The sequence below is a fragment of the Zongyangia sp. genome (assembly GCF_965361945.1).
The window spans coordinates 1-14,446 of record NZ_CBDTOK010000052.1 but is presented as its reverse complement, the minus strand read 5'-3'; the positions used below and the strand labels follow the sequence as shown (position 1 = coordinate 14,446).

The following is a 14,446-nucleotide window of genomic DNA, read 5'->3' as shown; positions in this document are numbered from 1 at the left end:
GCCGTAAAAATCGCAGGCGATTTTCAGCATCCGAGGAGAGGCTTCCTTTTCGATTTCGTCGAAGATCAGGTTTTCCGCCTCGTTGATCCGATTTTGGGAGAGGAGCCGCTTGACGGTGATAGCGGTCAGATCCCCTTCAGAGAAGGATTGGGCGTCCACCAGCTGGAACTCCTCTGGCGCCAGATCCTTGTGGAAGAGCACCTTGCCCAGAAAGCGGGTCATCATTTCAATTTGTTCCATGAACCAATCGTTTTGCACCAAAAGCCCCCCTGTGTCCGGATATTTTCCTCTATTATAGCACAGGAAGCGGCTGGTGGATGCAATAACGTGAAATTATAGAAACGCAGGTGATCGTAGTGGAAAACGAAGAATACCTCCTGAAGCTGGAAAACCTCAGCCGGGCGTTTGGCTCCGGTTTTTCCCTTAAGGACATTAGCTTTACCATTGATTCGCCCCAGATTGTAGGACTGTGCGGCCTCAATCGTTCGGGAAAGACGGCTTTGGCCTCCCTATTGGGGGGGATCACCACCGGTTACACCGGGCGGGTCTATGTGGACGGCAAACGGGTCAGCCTGCGCAGCCCGGTGGAAGCCCGGGAGGCGGGCATTGTTGTGACCGGAAGGGAAAATTATCTGTTTCCTGAAATGTCGGTGGTGGACAACCTGTTCTTCGAAGAGACAGAAAAGGACAAGGTGTTTGTGCGGAAGAAAAAATACCGGCAGATGGCTTTGGAACTGTTTGACCGGTTGGATTTGAACCTAAATATCGACGCCCCGGTGAAAGCCCTGAGCCCGGCGGAGCACACCCTCCTTTCGGTGGCAAAAGCCATGCTGAAAAACCCGCGGGTGCTCATTTTTGACGATATCACCGCCCATATGACCGAGCGGGAAACCGCCATGCTCCACGGTGTAGCCCGGAAGCTGCGGGAGGAAGGATGCGCAGTCCTCATCATCTCCCACGATCTGCGGGAGCTGGCCCGCCTCTGCGATAAGGTCATCGTCCTCAAGGATGGAGCGATGACCCATGAGCTGCCCAACGCCACCTATGAGGAGCTGGTCCGGGCCATGTTGGGTACGGAGATTGGCGCCATTTACCCGGAGAAGCCGGCGCCTATGGAAGAGGTCGCCATGGAGATCAAGCATCTCTCCGACAGTGGGAAACACTTTTCCGATATTTCCTTCACTGTGCAGGAGGGGGAAATCGTCGCTTTGGCCGGCCTAGAAGGCAGCGGCCGGGATGAAATCATCCGGGCTTTGGCAGGGCTTGTTCCCTGCCAGGGGAAGGTCACGGTGGAAGGGGAGACCTTTTCCATCCATTCCCCGGCGGATTCCATGGCCCGGGGCATTGTGGCGGTCACCGGCCCCGAGGATGAGCGGTATCAACGGAAGTTTGAGAAGGTGGCCAGATACATCTCCCAAACTGGCAAGGATGCCGGGGGAAAGGCGCGGATGATTAAGTTCCAGGATGAGCTGGAAAAATTTGGGGATTCCTTAACCGCTATCTTGTGGTTTAAAAAGCCCCAGGGGGAGAGGAAAACCCCGCTTCAGCAGATGTTGGAAAGACTTAACCAGGCTTTCGCTCAAAACGGAAAGATTTATCTGCTTCACCTTCCCACAGCACCGCTAGATATTATGGCGTCCATTCATTTTTATAACGATATGGTCAGGGAGTGTAAGGAGGGGGTATCCTTTATCATTACCTCCAATGACAATGAGGAACTGGCGGCGATTGCCAACAAGGTTGTGGCTGTCAAAGATGGACGTGTCTCTGCTGTGCTGACAGGTGACCACATTACAAAGAACAATATTGACAATTTCATCGGTTGAAATCTTGTACAAACGCCAAAATTTTTGGCGTTTGTTCCTTTTTGATTGACTATTTCGCTGTGAAAAAATATAATATGAGTTATAGCGCTCCATCATTGTCATATTTTTGACAATGAGTTGCTATAGGAGACAAATTTTACAATTTTTTCAGGAGGTATCTTTATGGGAAGAGTTTATAACTTTTCGGCAGGCCCATCGACCTTACCGGAGCCGGTATTATCAAAAGCCGCAAGCGAAATGCTGGACTACAACGGATCCGGGCAGTCCGTTATGGAGATGAGCCATCGATCTAAAGAGTACGAAGAGATTATAAACGGCTGTGAGGCTCTGCTTCGCCAGACCCTGAACATCCCGGACAACTACAAAGTTCTGTTTTTGCAGGGCGGCGCTTCCTCCCAGTTTGCCATGGTCCCTCTGAACCTGATGAATAAAAGCGGGAAAGCTGATTTTGTTCTGACCGGCCAGTGGGCAAAGAAAGCTTACGCCGAGGCGTCCCGCTATGGGCAGTGCAATGTGGTCGCTTCCAGCGCTGACAAGACCTTCTCCTACATCCCCAAGCTGGACCCGTCTACCTTTAACAAGGATGCGGACTATTTCCACATCTGCTACAACAACACCATCTACGGCACCTGCTTCAAGGAAATCCCCGACACCGGCGATGTACCCCTGGTGGCGGATATGTCTTCCTGCATCCTGTCCGAGCCCATTGACGTGAGCAAATTCGGCCTGATCTATGCCGGCGCTCAGAAAAACATGGGACCGGCAGGTTTGACCGTGGTCATCGTCCGTGAGGACCTGATTGGCAACGCGCGGGATTATACCCCCACCATGTTCAACTATCAGACCCATGCCGACAACGGCTCCATGTATAACACCCCGCCCACCTATGCTATCTACATCTGCAAGATGGTGCTGGAGTGGATCCGGGACGAAATGGGCGGCCTGGAAAAGATGAAGGAATACAACCAGAAGAAAGCTGCTATCCTCTATGATTTCCTGGATAGCTCCAATCTGTTCAAGGGCACCGTGGTGAAAGAGGACCGCTCCATGATGAACGTTCCCTTTATCACCGGCGACGCGGACTTGGATAAAAAGTTCATCGCCGAAGCCAAGGCGGCTGGATTTATCAACATCAAGGGCCACCGCTCTGTTGGCGGTATGCGTGCTTCCATCTACAACGCCATGCCCATCGAAGGCGTTGAGAAGCTGGTTGCTTTCATGAAGAAATTTGAGGCCGAAAACAAATAAAACGGTCTCTTTGGTGGGCTGTGTTACGGTGCAGTGGGTTTAGCTGCGGTAATGGCTTGAAAAAGCTATGGCAGCGTCTTGCCGCCCGCAAAACCGCCACAGCTGTGAAGAAGGAGGAACGATCATGTATAATATACTGACCCTCAACAAAATCAGCCCCATTGGGCTGGAAAAGTTTGATAAGAATAAATACAGCTATGCCAGCGAGGTTGAAAATCCCGATGCCGTGTTGGTGCGCAGCGCATCCATGCATGACATGGAATTCCCAGCGTCCCTGAAGGCCATTGCCCGGGCTGGCGCCGGCGTCAACAACATCCCCCTGGATAAATGCAGCGAGGCTGGTATTGTCGTCTTCAACACTCCCGGCGCCAATGCCAACGCTGTCAAGGAGCTGGTTATCTGCGCGTTGCTGCTCTCATCCCGGAAGATTGTCCCGGCCATTGAATGGGCCAAGGGCCTGAAAGGCGAGGGCGAAAACGTAGCAAAGCTGGCGGAAAAGGGAAAATCCCAGTTTGTTGGTCCCGAGATCAAGGGCAAGAAATTGGGTGTTATCGGCTTGGGTGCCATTGGTATTCTTGTGGCTAACGCCGCCGTCCATCTGGGAATGGAAGTCTATGGCTATGACCCCTACATCTCTGTAGATGCCGCTTGGGGCCTCTCCCGGTCGGTCAAACATGCCAAGACCTTGGGCGAAATTTATGAGAACAGCGACTATATTACTATTCATGTTCCTTCCACCCCCGAGACCAAAGGAATGATCAATTCTGAGTCCATCCAGACCATGAAACATGGGGTACGGATCATGAACTTTGCCCGTGGCGATCTGGTGGTCAAAGAAGACATCCTGGCCGCTCTGGATGAGAAGGCGGTAAAGGTGTATATCACCGACTTTTTGGAGGACGAATACCTGGATCATCCTGGTATTATTGGCCTGCCCCATCTGGGCGCCTCCACTCCAGAGAGTGAGGACAACTGCGCCAGCATGGCCGCTGAGGAGCTTATCGACTTCTTGGAAAACGGAAATATTACCAATTCCGTCAATCTCCCGCCGGTATCCATGCCCAGGACCACAGATGTCCGCTTGGGTGTCATCCACCGGAACATTCCCTCCATGCTGACCCAGATCTCGGCCATTATGGCGGAGCGGGGCATCAACATTGAGAATATGACCAACAAGTCTAAAAAGGACTTTGCCTACACCCTGCTGGATGTGGTAGGAGAGGTGGATAAGGATATCGTCGCCCAGCTGGAAGGGGTAGAGGGTATCATCCGCGTCTTTGTGTATAAGAAATAAGCAGATAGCTGCTTTTCCCAGAGGTCTTGGATTGATCCAAGACCTCTTTTTTATGTATTTAAAAACAAACAACGCAGAAACCAAGATAGGAAATATTTTTCATTGCCATCAGTGTGCATATATTTGTATGACATGCGAAAGACTAACAATATGCTAGTCTTTCATCTGTAGTTTATTGTTATACTGTTTTTGGTGATGGGATTGTATGAAGAAAATAAGGACGTCTACGGACTGATTATCGACAACATCAAAAAATACCGGAAGAAGAGAGGCCTGACCCAACAGGGACTTTCTTTGCGCGCCCACATCAGCAAGGGTTATCTCAGCCAGATTGAAGCGAAGAATTACAATCGGTTCTGTTCCCTGGATGTCCTCATCAATATTGCCCAAGCCCTGGAGGTCCCGCTGTATAAGCTGTTTTTGCCGCCCAATGTGATCTTCATCGACGAGGCGGTGAGCGCGGAACTGGATTTGGATAAGATCCAGAAAGCTTTGGCGGCCATGGAAGAACAAGACGATTCATAAAGGGGATGCGTTTTGCTCCCCCTTTTGTCCTCTATCATAGAAAATTGCCTGCAGGAAAGCCGCCGGATTTTTTCGACGGCTTTCCTACTGCCCTGCCGCGACAAAGGGAATAACAGCTCCCCGACAAGAGCTGACACTGCTATGCAGAACAAAAAGAGCCGCAAAAGCGGCTCTTTTTATTATGTTCCGATATGCGTTTATTTCATGTTTTTCCCTTCAATCTCCTGAAGCCTTGCAAACTGGCCCTTTAAATAAGCGGCGCGCTCCGGCTCAAAGCCCTGGGTGTGTTCTGTGTTGATAAAGGCATCCACCATTTCGCGGGCCATATATTCGCCTAGAATGTAGCCTCCGGCGCACATGACATTGCAGTTGTTGATCAGCCGGCACTGGCGGGCGGCAAAGACGCTTTCCACCACCGCCGCATAGACGCCTTTAAACTTGTTGGCGGTTTGGCTGACCCCCATACCGGTGCCGCAGAAAAGCAGGCCCCGCTGGGCCTCTCCCGACTGGATGGCCTTTGCCACAGCAATGCCAGCATCGGTATAGCTTAGAAACTCCTCTGGGTCATGGGTTCCTAGGTCAATGACCTCATGACCCTGTTCCTTTAAAAGGGCAACGGCAGCGTCCTTCAGACGGTAGCCGCCCCGATCGTTGGAAAGCACGACTTTCATGGATATCCCTCCTAGGTTTAATACAGTTCCCGGTAGATTTTATAGACCCGGGCCTCGTCCAGGGGAACAAAGTTGTTGCCCATGAGACGGCCCTGGGTGGTCATCACCGCGTGGGTGAAATCCTGAAGGTCCTGTTCGGTCACCCCGTATTCATGGAGAGCTTTCTTGGGGAGGATGTGGTCCAGCAGCTGTTCCAGCTGGTCATATACCTCCCTTTCCTCGCAGCCCAGAAGCCCGGATAGATAGGCGTTCATTTCGGCCAGTGCGCCGTCACCGCGGATTTCCATGTAATTTTTGAGTACGCCAGTAAACATAGCGTAGTTGGATTCCCCATGAGGCACATGATAGGTGCCCCCCAAAGGATAGCTTAAAGCATGGACTGCCGCGCATCCGGCGGTACCGAAGGCCAAGCCCGCGAAGTTGCTGGCGACGAGGAAATCTTTCAGCAGGGGAATACGGGCTTCTTTGCCTTCCGCAGCGATTTTTTGATATCCTTTGATGATCATCTCAATGGCTTTATAGCCGAAGAGCTTGGTATAAGGGGTAGCCTTGGGAGAAAGGCTGGACTCCACCGCATGGACCAGGGCGTCGATGGAGCTGGTGGCAAAGACGGGGAAGGGAAGCCCCTCCAACAGCTGCGGGATGAGCACTGCCTCGTCGGCAAACATATTGTCGGAAACCAAGCCCATTTTGGTGCCCATCCGGGTGCGGTTGATAATGGAGATATTGGTCACCTCGCTGCCGGTGCCGCAGGTGGTGGGAACGATGACCAGCCGCCGTTTCTTCTGCAGGTCGGCCGCCTTTGCGTAAAGGTCGTCCACCTTTTCCCCGTCAGAGACAGCCAGCACCTTGGCAATGTCGATGATGGTGCCGCCGCCAATGGCAATGATCCGTTTGCATCCGGATTTGGCGGCATCCTCCAAAATAGCGTCCACCATGATGTCGGTGGGTTCACCGGCGCCATATTGCTCTTGGTAGATGACGGAAACCGGCAGTTGCAGAGAGGCAAAATAGGGCTCATAGATGTAGCGGTTGGTGAGGATCAAATCCCCCTGTCCCAGGGAAAAATCATGGGCAAATGCTTGGCAGCTGTCGAATTCATAAAGTTCCGGGCGGAAAATAATTTCTTTCATGGCAAAATTCTCCCTTTTAATTTGATGCTTTCAAAAACTTGCGCTGGTAGCTGAAGATGCCGGGGGCACAGGTGAACTGGCCGAAGTAGGTGGGAGTAGCGGTGACCACAACCCGATGGATCATATCGGCAAACTCCGGCTCCATGAGCATCTTATCAATATCCCAGTAGATCTGAGGATGGTTGGTGTTGCAGATGATCAGCTTTGTATCCGGCAGGTTGGACTGGCGAAGCACCCGCAGGCTGTGCCGGACACTATCCAACCCGTCGCTGCCCTCATGGGTATTGACCTGGCGGTAGGCTACCAGTGCCTTGGCTTTTTCCACCGCCTCCTTGACCGGAGCCTGAAGGCTGGACTTTGGCAGGGTGTCGATGTCGATCATAAACTGGCGGAGGGCGATGGCATAGCTTTCATCCCCGGTTATCTCCAGCTTCTGGAGATAGTCCTGCATCTTCAGGGTGTCCAGATGGCGGGTTTCTACAAAGGCGTTGATGAAATAGGGGCGCGCCAGCAGTGCCAGGGCGGTCTGATGAGGATCAAACATCAGGGTGAAGTTCACACGGTAGCCCTGCTCAGAAAGCCGGTAGGCAAAATTGTGGCCATAGAAGTTGTCCTCTACGCTGCCGCTGTCATAGGGAATATCCAGCTTGCCGTCCAGGAAATCTGCCACATTGTCCTTATTCAGCGCGCCGGTATGGGGAACCTTGACCACCAGCCGGTAGGGGGTGAGGATTTCCTCGCAGTGGGCAATCTCTTCCATCAGTTCGCTTTCAGGGGCAAAGGGGTTGTTCACCTCTACACTGATGTCGACCCCAGGCCCTACGATGCGGGCCAGCTCTGCCAGAACCTCGAACCGGTCCTTAAATTTGCCGCCGACATTGGCTTTGGGATTGTTGAGGAAATGATCGTAGATAATCTGAGGATTGGTCGTCAGGTTGGCGATCATGTCTTTCATGGCCGCCACCTCAAAAGGATTGGCGGAGTTGGCGGAATACAGGACGTTGGTGGGCCGCTTTTGGCCGTTGGCCATATAGGAAATGTCCCGTTTCAGATCCACCCGCATGCTGCCGTCGCCGGCAAAGACAAATTCGGGGCGGAAGCCAGCAGGGATCTGCCCATCCGGCACAGAAAAGGTACGGATGACCTTTTTAAACTCATCGGTGACGCCGATATACTGGGTGAAGGGAAGAAGCTGAGAAACTTCGGAAAAATCCAGTTCCAGCTGTTTGATTCTCTCCAACCCATCTGTTCCTGTATCCGCCATAACGGATAATTTTTTGGCGTCGACCAAGGCGCCTAATGTGCATTTCATCTCTTTCACCTGCATGGTGCTGCCTCCTGTTGCGTTCCAAAGATTAAGAACAATTGCTTACAGGCTCAGTATATGTTTGTTTTATCGATTTGTCAATTATTTTTTAGAAAAAACATCGAAAAAAGATGCTGTTTTCTTTAAAACGAACATAAAATTAACAAAAATGTTCGAATTACATTTTTTCTTTATCGAAACTCTGTACAGGAACTATTCCTTCTGTTATAATAGGTGCAACAAGAAAGACGAGGGAACGACGATGAAAAACGCCTTGGAAAGAAGAAATCAGATTCTCAAGCTGTTGCAGAAGAACGGGACGGTGCAAAACCAGGAACTGGTGGATATGTTCGGCGTGACACCTGCAACCATCAGGCGGGATCTGGACTATTTAGAAGAAAAAGGGGTGCTGACCCGGGTCTGGGGCAGGGCGATGCTGGCCTCCGCCGCCAACCGGGTGGATCCACCTCAGCAGCGGGAAAGCCAGGCCCTGGATGAGAAGCGGGAAATTGCGCGGGTGGCGGCCCAGTTCGTGGAGGAGGGGGATTCCCTGATCCTGGATTGCAGCACCACTGTGCTGGCCATGGCGGAGTACCTGGCCTCTTTTTCCCGGCTGTCGGTGGTGACAAACTTTATCCCCGCGGCTTATGCCTTCGCAGGCTCAGGAATTGCCTTGCAGTTTTGCGGCGGCTTTTTCGATGACAAGATGATGGCCCTGGTAGGCCCGGAATGCGAAAGCTTTTTCAAATCCATTTCGGTTTCCAAGGCATTTATAGGCACCACCAGCCTGCGGGCGGAACAGGGCTTCTCGGTCTGCTCCCCCTTCCAAAGCGAGGCCAAACGGAGCATGATTGCCGCGGCGCAGCAGGTGTTTGTCCTGATGGATTCCAGCAAGGTAGGAGCCTTTGGCATCAACACCTTTGCGGGCTTTGAGGATGTGGATTATCTCATCACCACCCAGCCTTTGGAGTCAGTCTTGGAGGAGAAAATTCAAGGCGCCGGTGTTAAAATTATCTATACTTCCCAGAAATAGGATGAGATTCTGACAAATAGGGGCGGTGCGCGGGACGCGCCGCCCTTTTTCTGTTTGATAGAGGGAAAAATAAAGAAATGGATTTTTTAAAAACTTTGGATTTTTATCTTTTTTCCCCACAAATAGAGGAGATAAGGGCAGGATAACCAAAAATGAACGAGAATTGTGTGGGAGTAACCAAAAAATTTTCACAATTCATGAATTTATTGAAAATAAAGGCCGCCTATTCTATAATAAAAGTCAGCACTGACTGCGGGAAGAGGCAAAATATGCGCCCTAAAAACATTGCGATTTCTTGCAGAAAAGGCAGCTAATGAGGGAAACCTCTTTTGGAAAACGCCATGGGAAATTCCTAATTCTGACGGCGAGTTTTGCCGTTGATGGGGCGGTCGATGAGAAGATAGGAAATGAGAGGAAAAGGTGGAAAAAACATGCATGTAGGTAACAAACGCGGCAGCCTGCCCAAGCGGATCCTCGGCCTTCTGTTGGCCCTTGTCATGCTGTTTCCCGCCTCCCTGTCGGCCCTTGCCAGTGGCGCAGGTTTTGAGACCAACCTGGAAAATCTGGCGGGACAGCAGGGAAGCTGGACTGAAGGCGACGACGGGCTCAGAGGCCAGGGCGACGGCGACTGCTTTGCCATGAGCGACACTTCTGGCAGCGACTTTATCTATGAAGCCGATGTCAAGATCGCTGGGGATAGCGGAGCGGCATCCCTGGTATTCCGCTCGGGCGACGATCCCAAAAACGACGGCTCTTATGTAGCCAATATCGACCTGGGCCGGGGGGACGCCCGGATTTTCTCCTTTGGTACCGGTGGCCACGATCTGGGTGAATACACCCTGCCTGACAAATCCAAACGGGAATTTTCCATGCGGGTGGAGGCCATCGGCAACAACCTGAAATATTATCTGGACGGGCAGCTCATTGTCAACGTCAACGACAATGCCTATACTTCCGGTAAGGCGGGCCTGCTGGTCTTTTCCGGCGACGTCACCTTCCAGAACGTCATCTTCACCCCGGTGGAGGAGGACTGGATTCCCCAGCTGACCGACCTGACCCTGGTAGGCGCGGAGGATGCCCTGACCTTTGATCCGGCAACATCGGACTATACCGTCCGCATCCCCTTCTCCCAGACTTCGGTCCAGGTGAAGGCTTCGGCGGATGAGGGCACCACCATGACCATTTCCGCTCAGGACGACAATGGTCAGGTTCTGGAGGAAACCGACCTGGCAAACGGGGAGGCGTCTCCGGCCATCACCATTGGGGATGGCTACACCACCGTTACCCTGAAGCTGACAAATCCGGATCAGGGAATTGAGATGTACAAGACCATCAAGATCCGCCGGTCCAGAAGCCTTCTGGGAGATGTCAATGATGACAAGCAGATCGACGACAAGGATATCGCCCTCATGCGGGGCTTTATCTTTGAGCGTGCCGTTCCCGCGGACTGGCAGCTGGCAAACGGCGATCTGGATGGGGATAACGCCATTACAGTAGCCGATATCCTCAAGGTGAAAAAGCTCATCCACGACGCTCCTGAAGTAGAGGAATTCCTCAGCTATGAGGATGTTGTGGCGCGGATGACCGACCTGGAATCCCTGGCGGCACCGGCCAAGGCAGGAGAAAAGACTTGGGAGAGCTCCGCTTATAACAAGCTTTCTAAATACAATGAAGAAACCGGCCATTATGAAAACTGGGGCATGAACTGGGATGAAGGCTATGACGCTCCCTCCAACGGGGATGGCGGCATCGTCATCGCCGAGATGGAAGGCCCCGGCTCCATTGTTCGCATCTGGTCGGCGGATCCCCAGCAGGGCCATATTAAGATCTTTATCGACGGCGATCCAGTTCCCGCTGTGGATATGCCCTTCATTGAGCTTTTCGGCACCGGAGAATTCCCCTTCAACCAGTCGGAGCTTTGTTACGACGCTTCTAGGGGCAAAAACTGCTATGTACCTATCACCTACAACGAATCTTGTAAGGTTGTCCTCTATGAGGGATGGGGTAAGTTCTATCAGGTCAACTATGTCTCCTTTGCGGAAGGCACCCAGGTAGAGCCCTTTGAGATGCCCCTGACCACCGAGCAGCAAAACGCCATCAAAGAGGTAAACTCTATCTTTGCCTCCGATATGAGCGTTTCCCCCAAGACCTATGAAGACGCGGACACCGTCACCAACACCGTCACCGTTCCGGCCGGCGGCAGCGTAGACATCCTGGACGCTTCCGGTTCCGGCGCTGTGGTAGGCATGCAGGTCAAGATCAATGACCTGGATATGGAAATCGGTGCTGACGGCGTGGCCCATGATTGGAAGGCGCTTTCCGACATGACCGTATCCGCTTACTGGGATGGGGAGTCCGATCCCGCTGTGTGGTCTACGCTAGGCGGATTCTTTGCCAGCCAGACCGGACTCAACGAATATGAGTCCCTGCCCATGGGCGTTTTGGAGGACGGAACCCTCTACGCCAACTGGTATATGCCCTATGAAAACGGCGGCAAGATTACCATCGGCAACGATGGGGATGAGGATTATTCCATTACATACACCATGACCACCGCACCGCTGGATGCGGAGAAGGCATCCGAGCTGATGCGCTTCCACGCCAAGTGGGTCCGGGCAGAGGATCCGCAGAAGGACGGCAACGAGATGTGGCCGGATGCAGGCTTCCTCTCTGTCACCGGCACAGGACGGTATGTGGGAACCTCCCTGCACATCTATAAAGAAATCGGCACCGGCGACCCCGCCTACGAGCCCAACTGGTGGTGGGGTGAAGGCGACGAGAAATTCTTCGTCGACGGCGAGAAATTCCCCTCCTGGTTCGGCACCGGGGCGGAAGACTACTTCGGTTACGCTTGGGGCACCTGGAAGCCCTTCACCGAAGCATATCACAGCCAGCCCTTTACCAACGGCGGTATGTTCGGTATCGGAAGCAGGCTCAACAACCGCTTCCATATCATTGACAGCGTTCCCTTCCAGGACTCCTTCAATGCCTTCCTGGAGAAATACCATCGGGATGGATATGCCAACTGGGTCTTTACCAGTTTCTTCTATCTGGATAAGGACGGCAATGATCCCTACGGACCTGTCTCCCTGGAGGAGCGCACCTCCTATTACGAAGATCCCTACCCTGCGGCGTCGGACTTCTATGAGGGCGAGGATCTGAAGATCATCGAATCCACCGGCATGCTCCAGGCCGAGACCCAGAATATGAGCAACTACACCGGCAGTTGGAGCAATGACGCACAGTTTGTGTTTAAGTCCAACGCGGTAGGCGATTACACCAAGTTCTACATCAACGTGGAAGAAGAAGGGGACTATATGCTCAGCGCCGCCTTTACCAAGGCGCCTGACTTTGCCATTGTCCAGCACTACCTGGACGACGCCCCCATCGGCGGACAGATCGACCTGTATGGCAACGGCGTCAGCCATATGGACGAGACCCAGCTGGGCAGCGTTCATCTGACAGCGGGGCTCCATGTCTTTGAGGTGCGGATCGTTGGCAAGAACGCCTCTTCCAGCAACTACCTCTACGGCTTAGATTACCTGCGGGTAGAGCCTACCGGTCCCGATTCCTTGGTAAAAGTGACCTATGAGGGCGAGAACCTGGAGGTGATTGACCAGACAGCAAATATCCGCATTGAAAATCAGCAGGGCGGCAACTTCAGCGCCGGCGCCCAGAAGCTGATGTTCGGCGAGAAAGCCGGAGACTATATGACTTTGAAGGTCAATGTCCCTGAGGAAGGCGACTACATCATCTCTGGTACCATGACCCGGGCCAATGACTTTGGCTTCGCGCAGCATTATATGGACGGTAAAAAGCTGGGCAATCCCATCGACTACTATGAAGGCAGCCTGATGGTGACCCCGGATACCATTCTCGGCAAGATTCACCTGACAGCAGGGGATCACGAGCTGAAGATTGAAATGGTGGATAAGAACCCTGGATCTAGTAACTGGCTTTATGCCCTGGATACCCTGACCTTGCAGGAATACATTCCAGAGGAAAGCGATACCCAGTGGACCTATGAAGGAGAGGAGATGGAGGTTACTTCCCATCCGGAGGGTATCACTCCCTTTGCCCAGTACATCTTCTGGCAGGATTCCACTGCATGGGGCCAGCACTCCCAGCTGACAACAAAATTTAACGCAGAAGGCCAGTCCATCACCCTGAAACTGAATGCCCCCAAAGACGGCGCCTATGATCTGGCGGTAGCTTTGGGCAAAGCAGGGGACTTCGGCACCTTCCAGTTTGCCGTAGACGGCACGAATGTGGGCAGCCCTGTGGATACCTACGATCCCAACCTGGTCCACTCTGGACTGATTACCTTAGGAAACCTTGACCTTTCCGCCGGTGACCATGAGCTGACCATTACTGTGACCGGCAAAAATGGCGCGTCCTCCAACTACCTGTTGGGTATTGACCAGGTGCAGCTGACCCGCACCGGCGACGCCACCACCATCCCCACCGAGATCTATCTGGAAGGGGAGGATATGGAGGTTGTCGCCTCCGATAAGGTGGGAGAGGTCTTAGATCCCCAGGATATGACCGGCTTCGGCAATGGCTGGAGCGGCGGCAAGCACTATCTCTTTAAAGCAACCGAGTTTGGCGGTTACACCACCTTTAAGCTGCCGGTGGCAGTGGAAGGCAATTACATTGTCAGTGTGGGCATGACCCGGGCAGGTGACTTCGGCATTGTCCAGCACTCCATTGACGGCACCGACTTTGGCAACCTTGTCAATCTCAACGAGGGGAATGTCGTTCCCTCTGGCGAAACCATCCTGGGCCGGATTCATCTGACCAAGGGAGACCACGAGTTTACAGCCACGGTAGTGGATTCCTTTAACAGCGGCAAAACCTACGCGCTGGATTTCATCCGCCTGACCCCCTACACGCCGGAAGCCAATCCCACCACCATCCGTGTGGAGGGCGAGGAACTGGATGTAACCGGCCAGTCTGGGGAGGTCACCCCCTGGAACCAATATTTCTTCTGGGTGGACAACTCTGGCTGGAGCCAGGGCGCCCATCTGGTGGTTGTGGGTGGTCAGGAAGGCTCCTATATCGAAACCAAGGTCACCCTGCCTGAGGGCAGCTATGATTTCTCCGCGGCACTGACCAAAGCGGGGGACTTCGGCCAGGTGAAGATTTCGGTGGATGGCACACCGGTGGGTGAGACCATCGACCTTTATGATGCCGGTCTCATCCCGACGGGAGAGACAAGCCTTGGCGCCATTACCGGCGGGGAGCATACCATCCGGTTTGAGGTGGTTGGAAAAAGCAACGCTTCCAGCGGCTACGTTTTCGGTATTGACTACCTGGAATTTGAGAAACAATAACCGCACAGCGGATGAAAGCAACGACGGAACACTGTCATTGCTGAGAAGGAGGAAACTTCAGAATGAAAAGAATCATC

Annotated in this window: 10 protein-coding genes; 6 read left to right on the top strand and 4 right to left on the bottom strand. The window is 53.0% G+C overall.

Annotated elements, in window-relative coordinates:
* Positions 1-258: DUF6483 family protein (locus ACZ25G_RS03400; RefSeq protein WP_463681547.1), on the bottom strand; the 258-nt coding region annotated here is incomplete at its 3' end.
* An 89-nt stretch (positions 259-347) separates the two neighbouring features.
* Between ACZ25G_RS03400 and ACZ25G_RS03395 the strand changes: the two genes are divergently transcribed.
* From ACZ25G_RS03395 to ACZ25G_RS03380, 4 genes are all read left to right on the top strand, one after another.
* Positions 348-1,826: an ATP-binding cassette domain-containing protein gene (locus ACZ25G_RS03395; protein WP_463681546.1), complete on the top strand. Its 1,479-nt coding sequence runs from the start codon at positions 348-350 to the stop codon at positions 1,824-1,826.
* A gap of 162 nt (positions 1,827-1,988) precedes the next feature.
* Positions 1,989-3,074: a 3-phosphoserine/phosphohydroxythreonine transaminase gene (gene serC / locus ACZ25G_RS03390; RefSeq protein WP_463681545.1), complete on the top strand. Its 1,086-nt coding sequence runs from the start codon at positions 1,989-1,991 to the stop codon at positions 3,072-3,074.
* A 124-nt stretch (positions 3,075-3,198) separates the two neighbouring features.
* Positions 3,199-4,368 carry a phosphoglycerate dehydrogenase gene (locus ACZ25G_RS03385; RefSeq protein ID WP_191482323.1) on the top strand — a complete coding sequence of 390 codons (1,170 nt, stop codon included), beginning with the start codon at positions 3,199-3,201 and terminating at the stop codon, positions 4,366-4,368.
* A gap of 201 nt (positions 4,369-4,569) precedes the next feature.
* The gene (locus tag ACZ25G_RS03380) at positions 4,570-4,893 is read left to right on the top strand and encodes a helix-turn-helix domain-containing protein (protein ID WP_463681544.1); all 324 of its coding nucleotides are present in this window, start codon (positions 4,570-4,572) and stop codon (positions 4,891-4,893) included.
* Between the two features lie 197 nt (positions 4,894-5,090).
* On the opposite strand, the gene ACZ25G_RS03375 is transcribed toward ACZ25G_RS03380, so the two are convergent.
* From ACZ25G_RS03375 to ACZ25G_RS03365, 3 genes are read right to left on the bottom strand one after another with little or no spacing between them, the layout of a single operon-like run.
* A complete protein-coding gene (locus tag ACZ25G_RS03375; protein WP_463681543.1) occupies positions 5,091-5,564 on the bottom strand; it encodes an RpiB/LacA/LacB family sugar-phosphate isomerase in 474 nt (157 codons plus the stop codon).
* 17 nt (positions 5,565-5,581) lie between these two features.
* Complete coding sequence (locus tag ACZ25G_RS03370; RefSeq protein WP_463681542.1) at positions 5,582-6,697, bottom strand: 4-hydroxybutyrate dehydrogenase; 1,116 nt, start codon at positions 6,695-6,697, stop codon at positions 5,582-5,584.
* A 16-nt stretch (positions 6,698-6,713) separates the two neighbouring features.
* Positions 6,714-8,024 carry a transaldolase family protein gene (locus ACZ25G_RS03365; protein ID WP_463681541.1) on the bottom strand — a complete coding sequence of 437 codons (1,311 nt, stop codon included), beginning with the start codon at positions 8,022-8,024 and terminating at the stop codon, positions 6,714-6,716.
* Positions 8,025-8,265: 241 nt separating this feature from the next.
* Between ACZ25G_RS03365 and ACZ25G_RS03360 the strand changes: the two genes are divergently transcribed.
* Both ACZ25G_RS03360 and ACZ25G_RS03355 read left to right on the top strand, forming a co-directional pair.
* The gene (locus tag ACZ25G_RS03360) at positions 8,266-9,036 is read left to right on the top strand and encodes a DeoR/GlpR family DNA-binding transcription regulator (RefSeq protein ID WP_463681540.1); all 771 of its coding nucleotides are present in this window, start codon (positions 8,266-8,268) and stop codon (positions 9,034-9,036) included.
* A gap of 431 nt (positions 9,037-9,467) precedes the next feature.
* The gene (locus tag ACZ25G_RS03355) at positions 9,468-14,369 is read left to right on the top strand and encodes a DUF2961 domain-containing protein (RefSeq protein ID WP_463681539.1); all 4,902 of its coding nucleotides are present in this window, start codon (positions 9,468-9,470) and stop codon (positions 14,367-14,369) included.
* The last annotated feature ends 77 nt before the right edge of the window (positions 14,370-14,446 follow it).

Excerpts from the sequence above, each read along its gene's own strand:
- serC (WP_463681545.1), top strand. The coding sequence starts at position 1,989 with ATGGGAAGAGTTTATAACTTTTCGGCAGGCCCATCGACCTTACCGGAG.
- ACZ25G_RS03385 (WP_191482323.1), top strand. The coding sequence starts at position 3,199 with ATGTATAATATACTGACCCTCAACAAAATCAGCCCCATTGGGCTGGAA.
- ACZ25G_RS03375 (WP_463681543.1), bottom strand. The coding sequence starts at position 5,564 with ATGAAAGTCGTGCTTTCCAACGATCGGGGCGGCTACCGTCTGAAGGAC.
- ACZ25G_RS03370 (WP_463681542.1), bottom strand. The coding sequence starts at position 6,697 with ATGAAAGAAATTATTTTCCGCCCGGAACTTTATGAATTCGACAGCTGC.
- ACZ25G_RS03365 (WP_463681541.1), bottom strand. The coding sequence starts at position 8,024 with ATGCAGGTGAAAGAGATGAAATGCACATTAGGCGCCTTGGTCGACGCC.
- ACZ25G_RS03360 (WP_463681540.1), top strand. The coding sequence starts at position 8,266 with ATGAAAAACGCCTTGGAAAGAAGAAATCAGATTCTCAAGCTGTTGCAG.
- ACZ25G_RS03355 (WP_463681539.1), top strand. The coding sequence starts at position 9,468 with ATGCATGTAGGTAACAAACGCGGCAGCCTGCCCAAGCGGATCCTCGGC.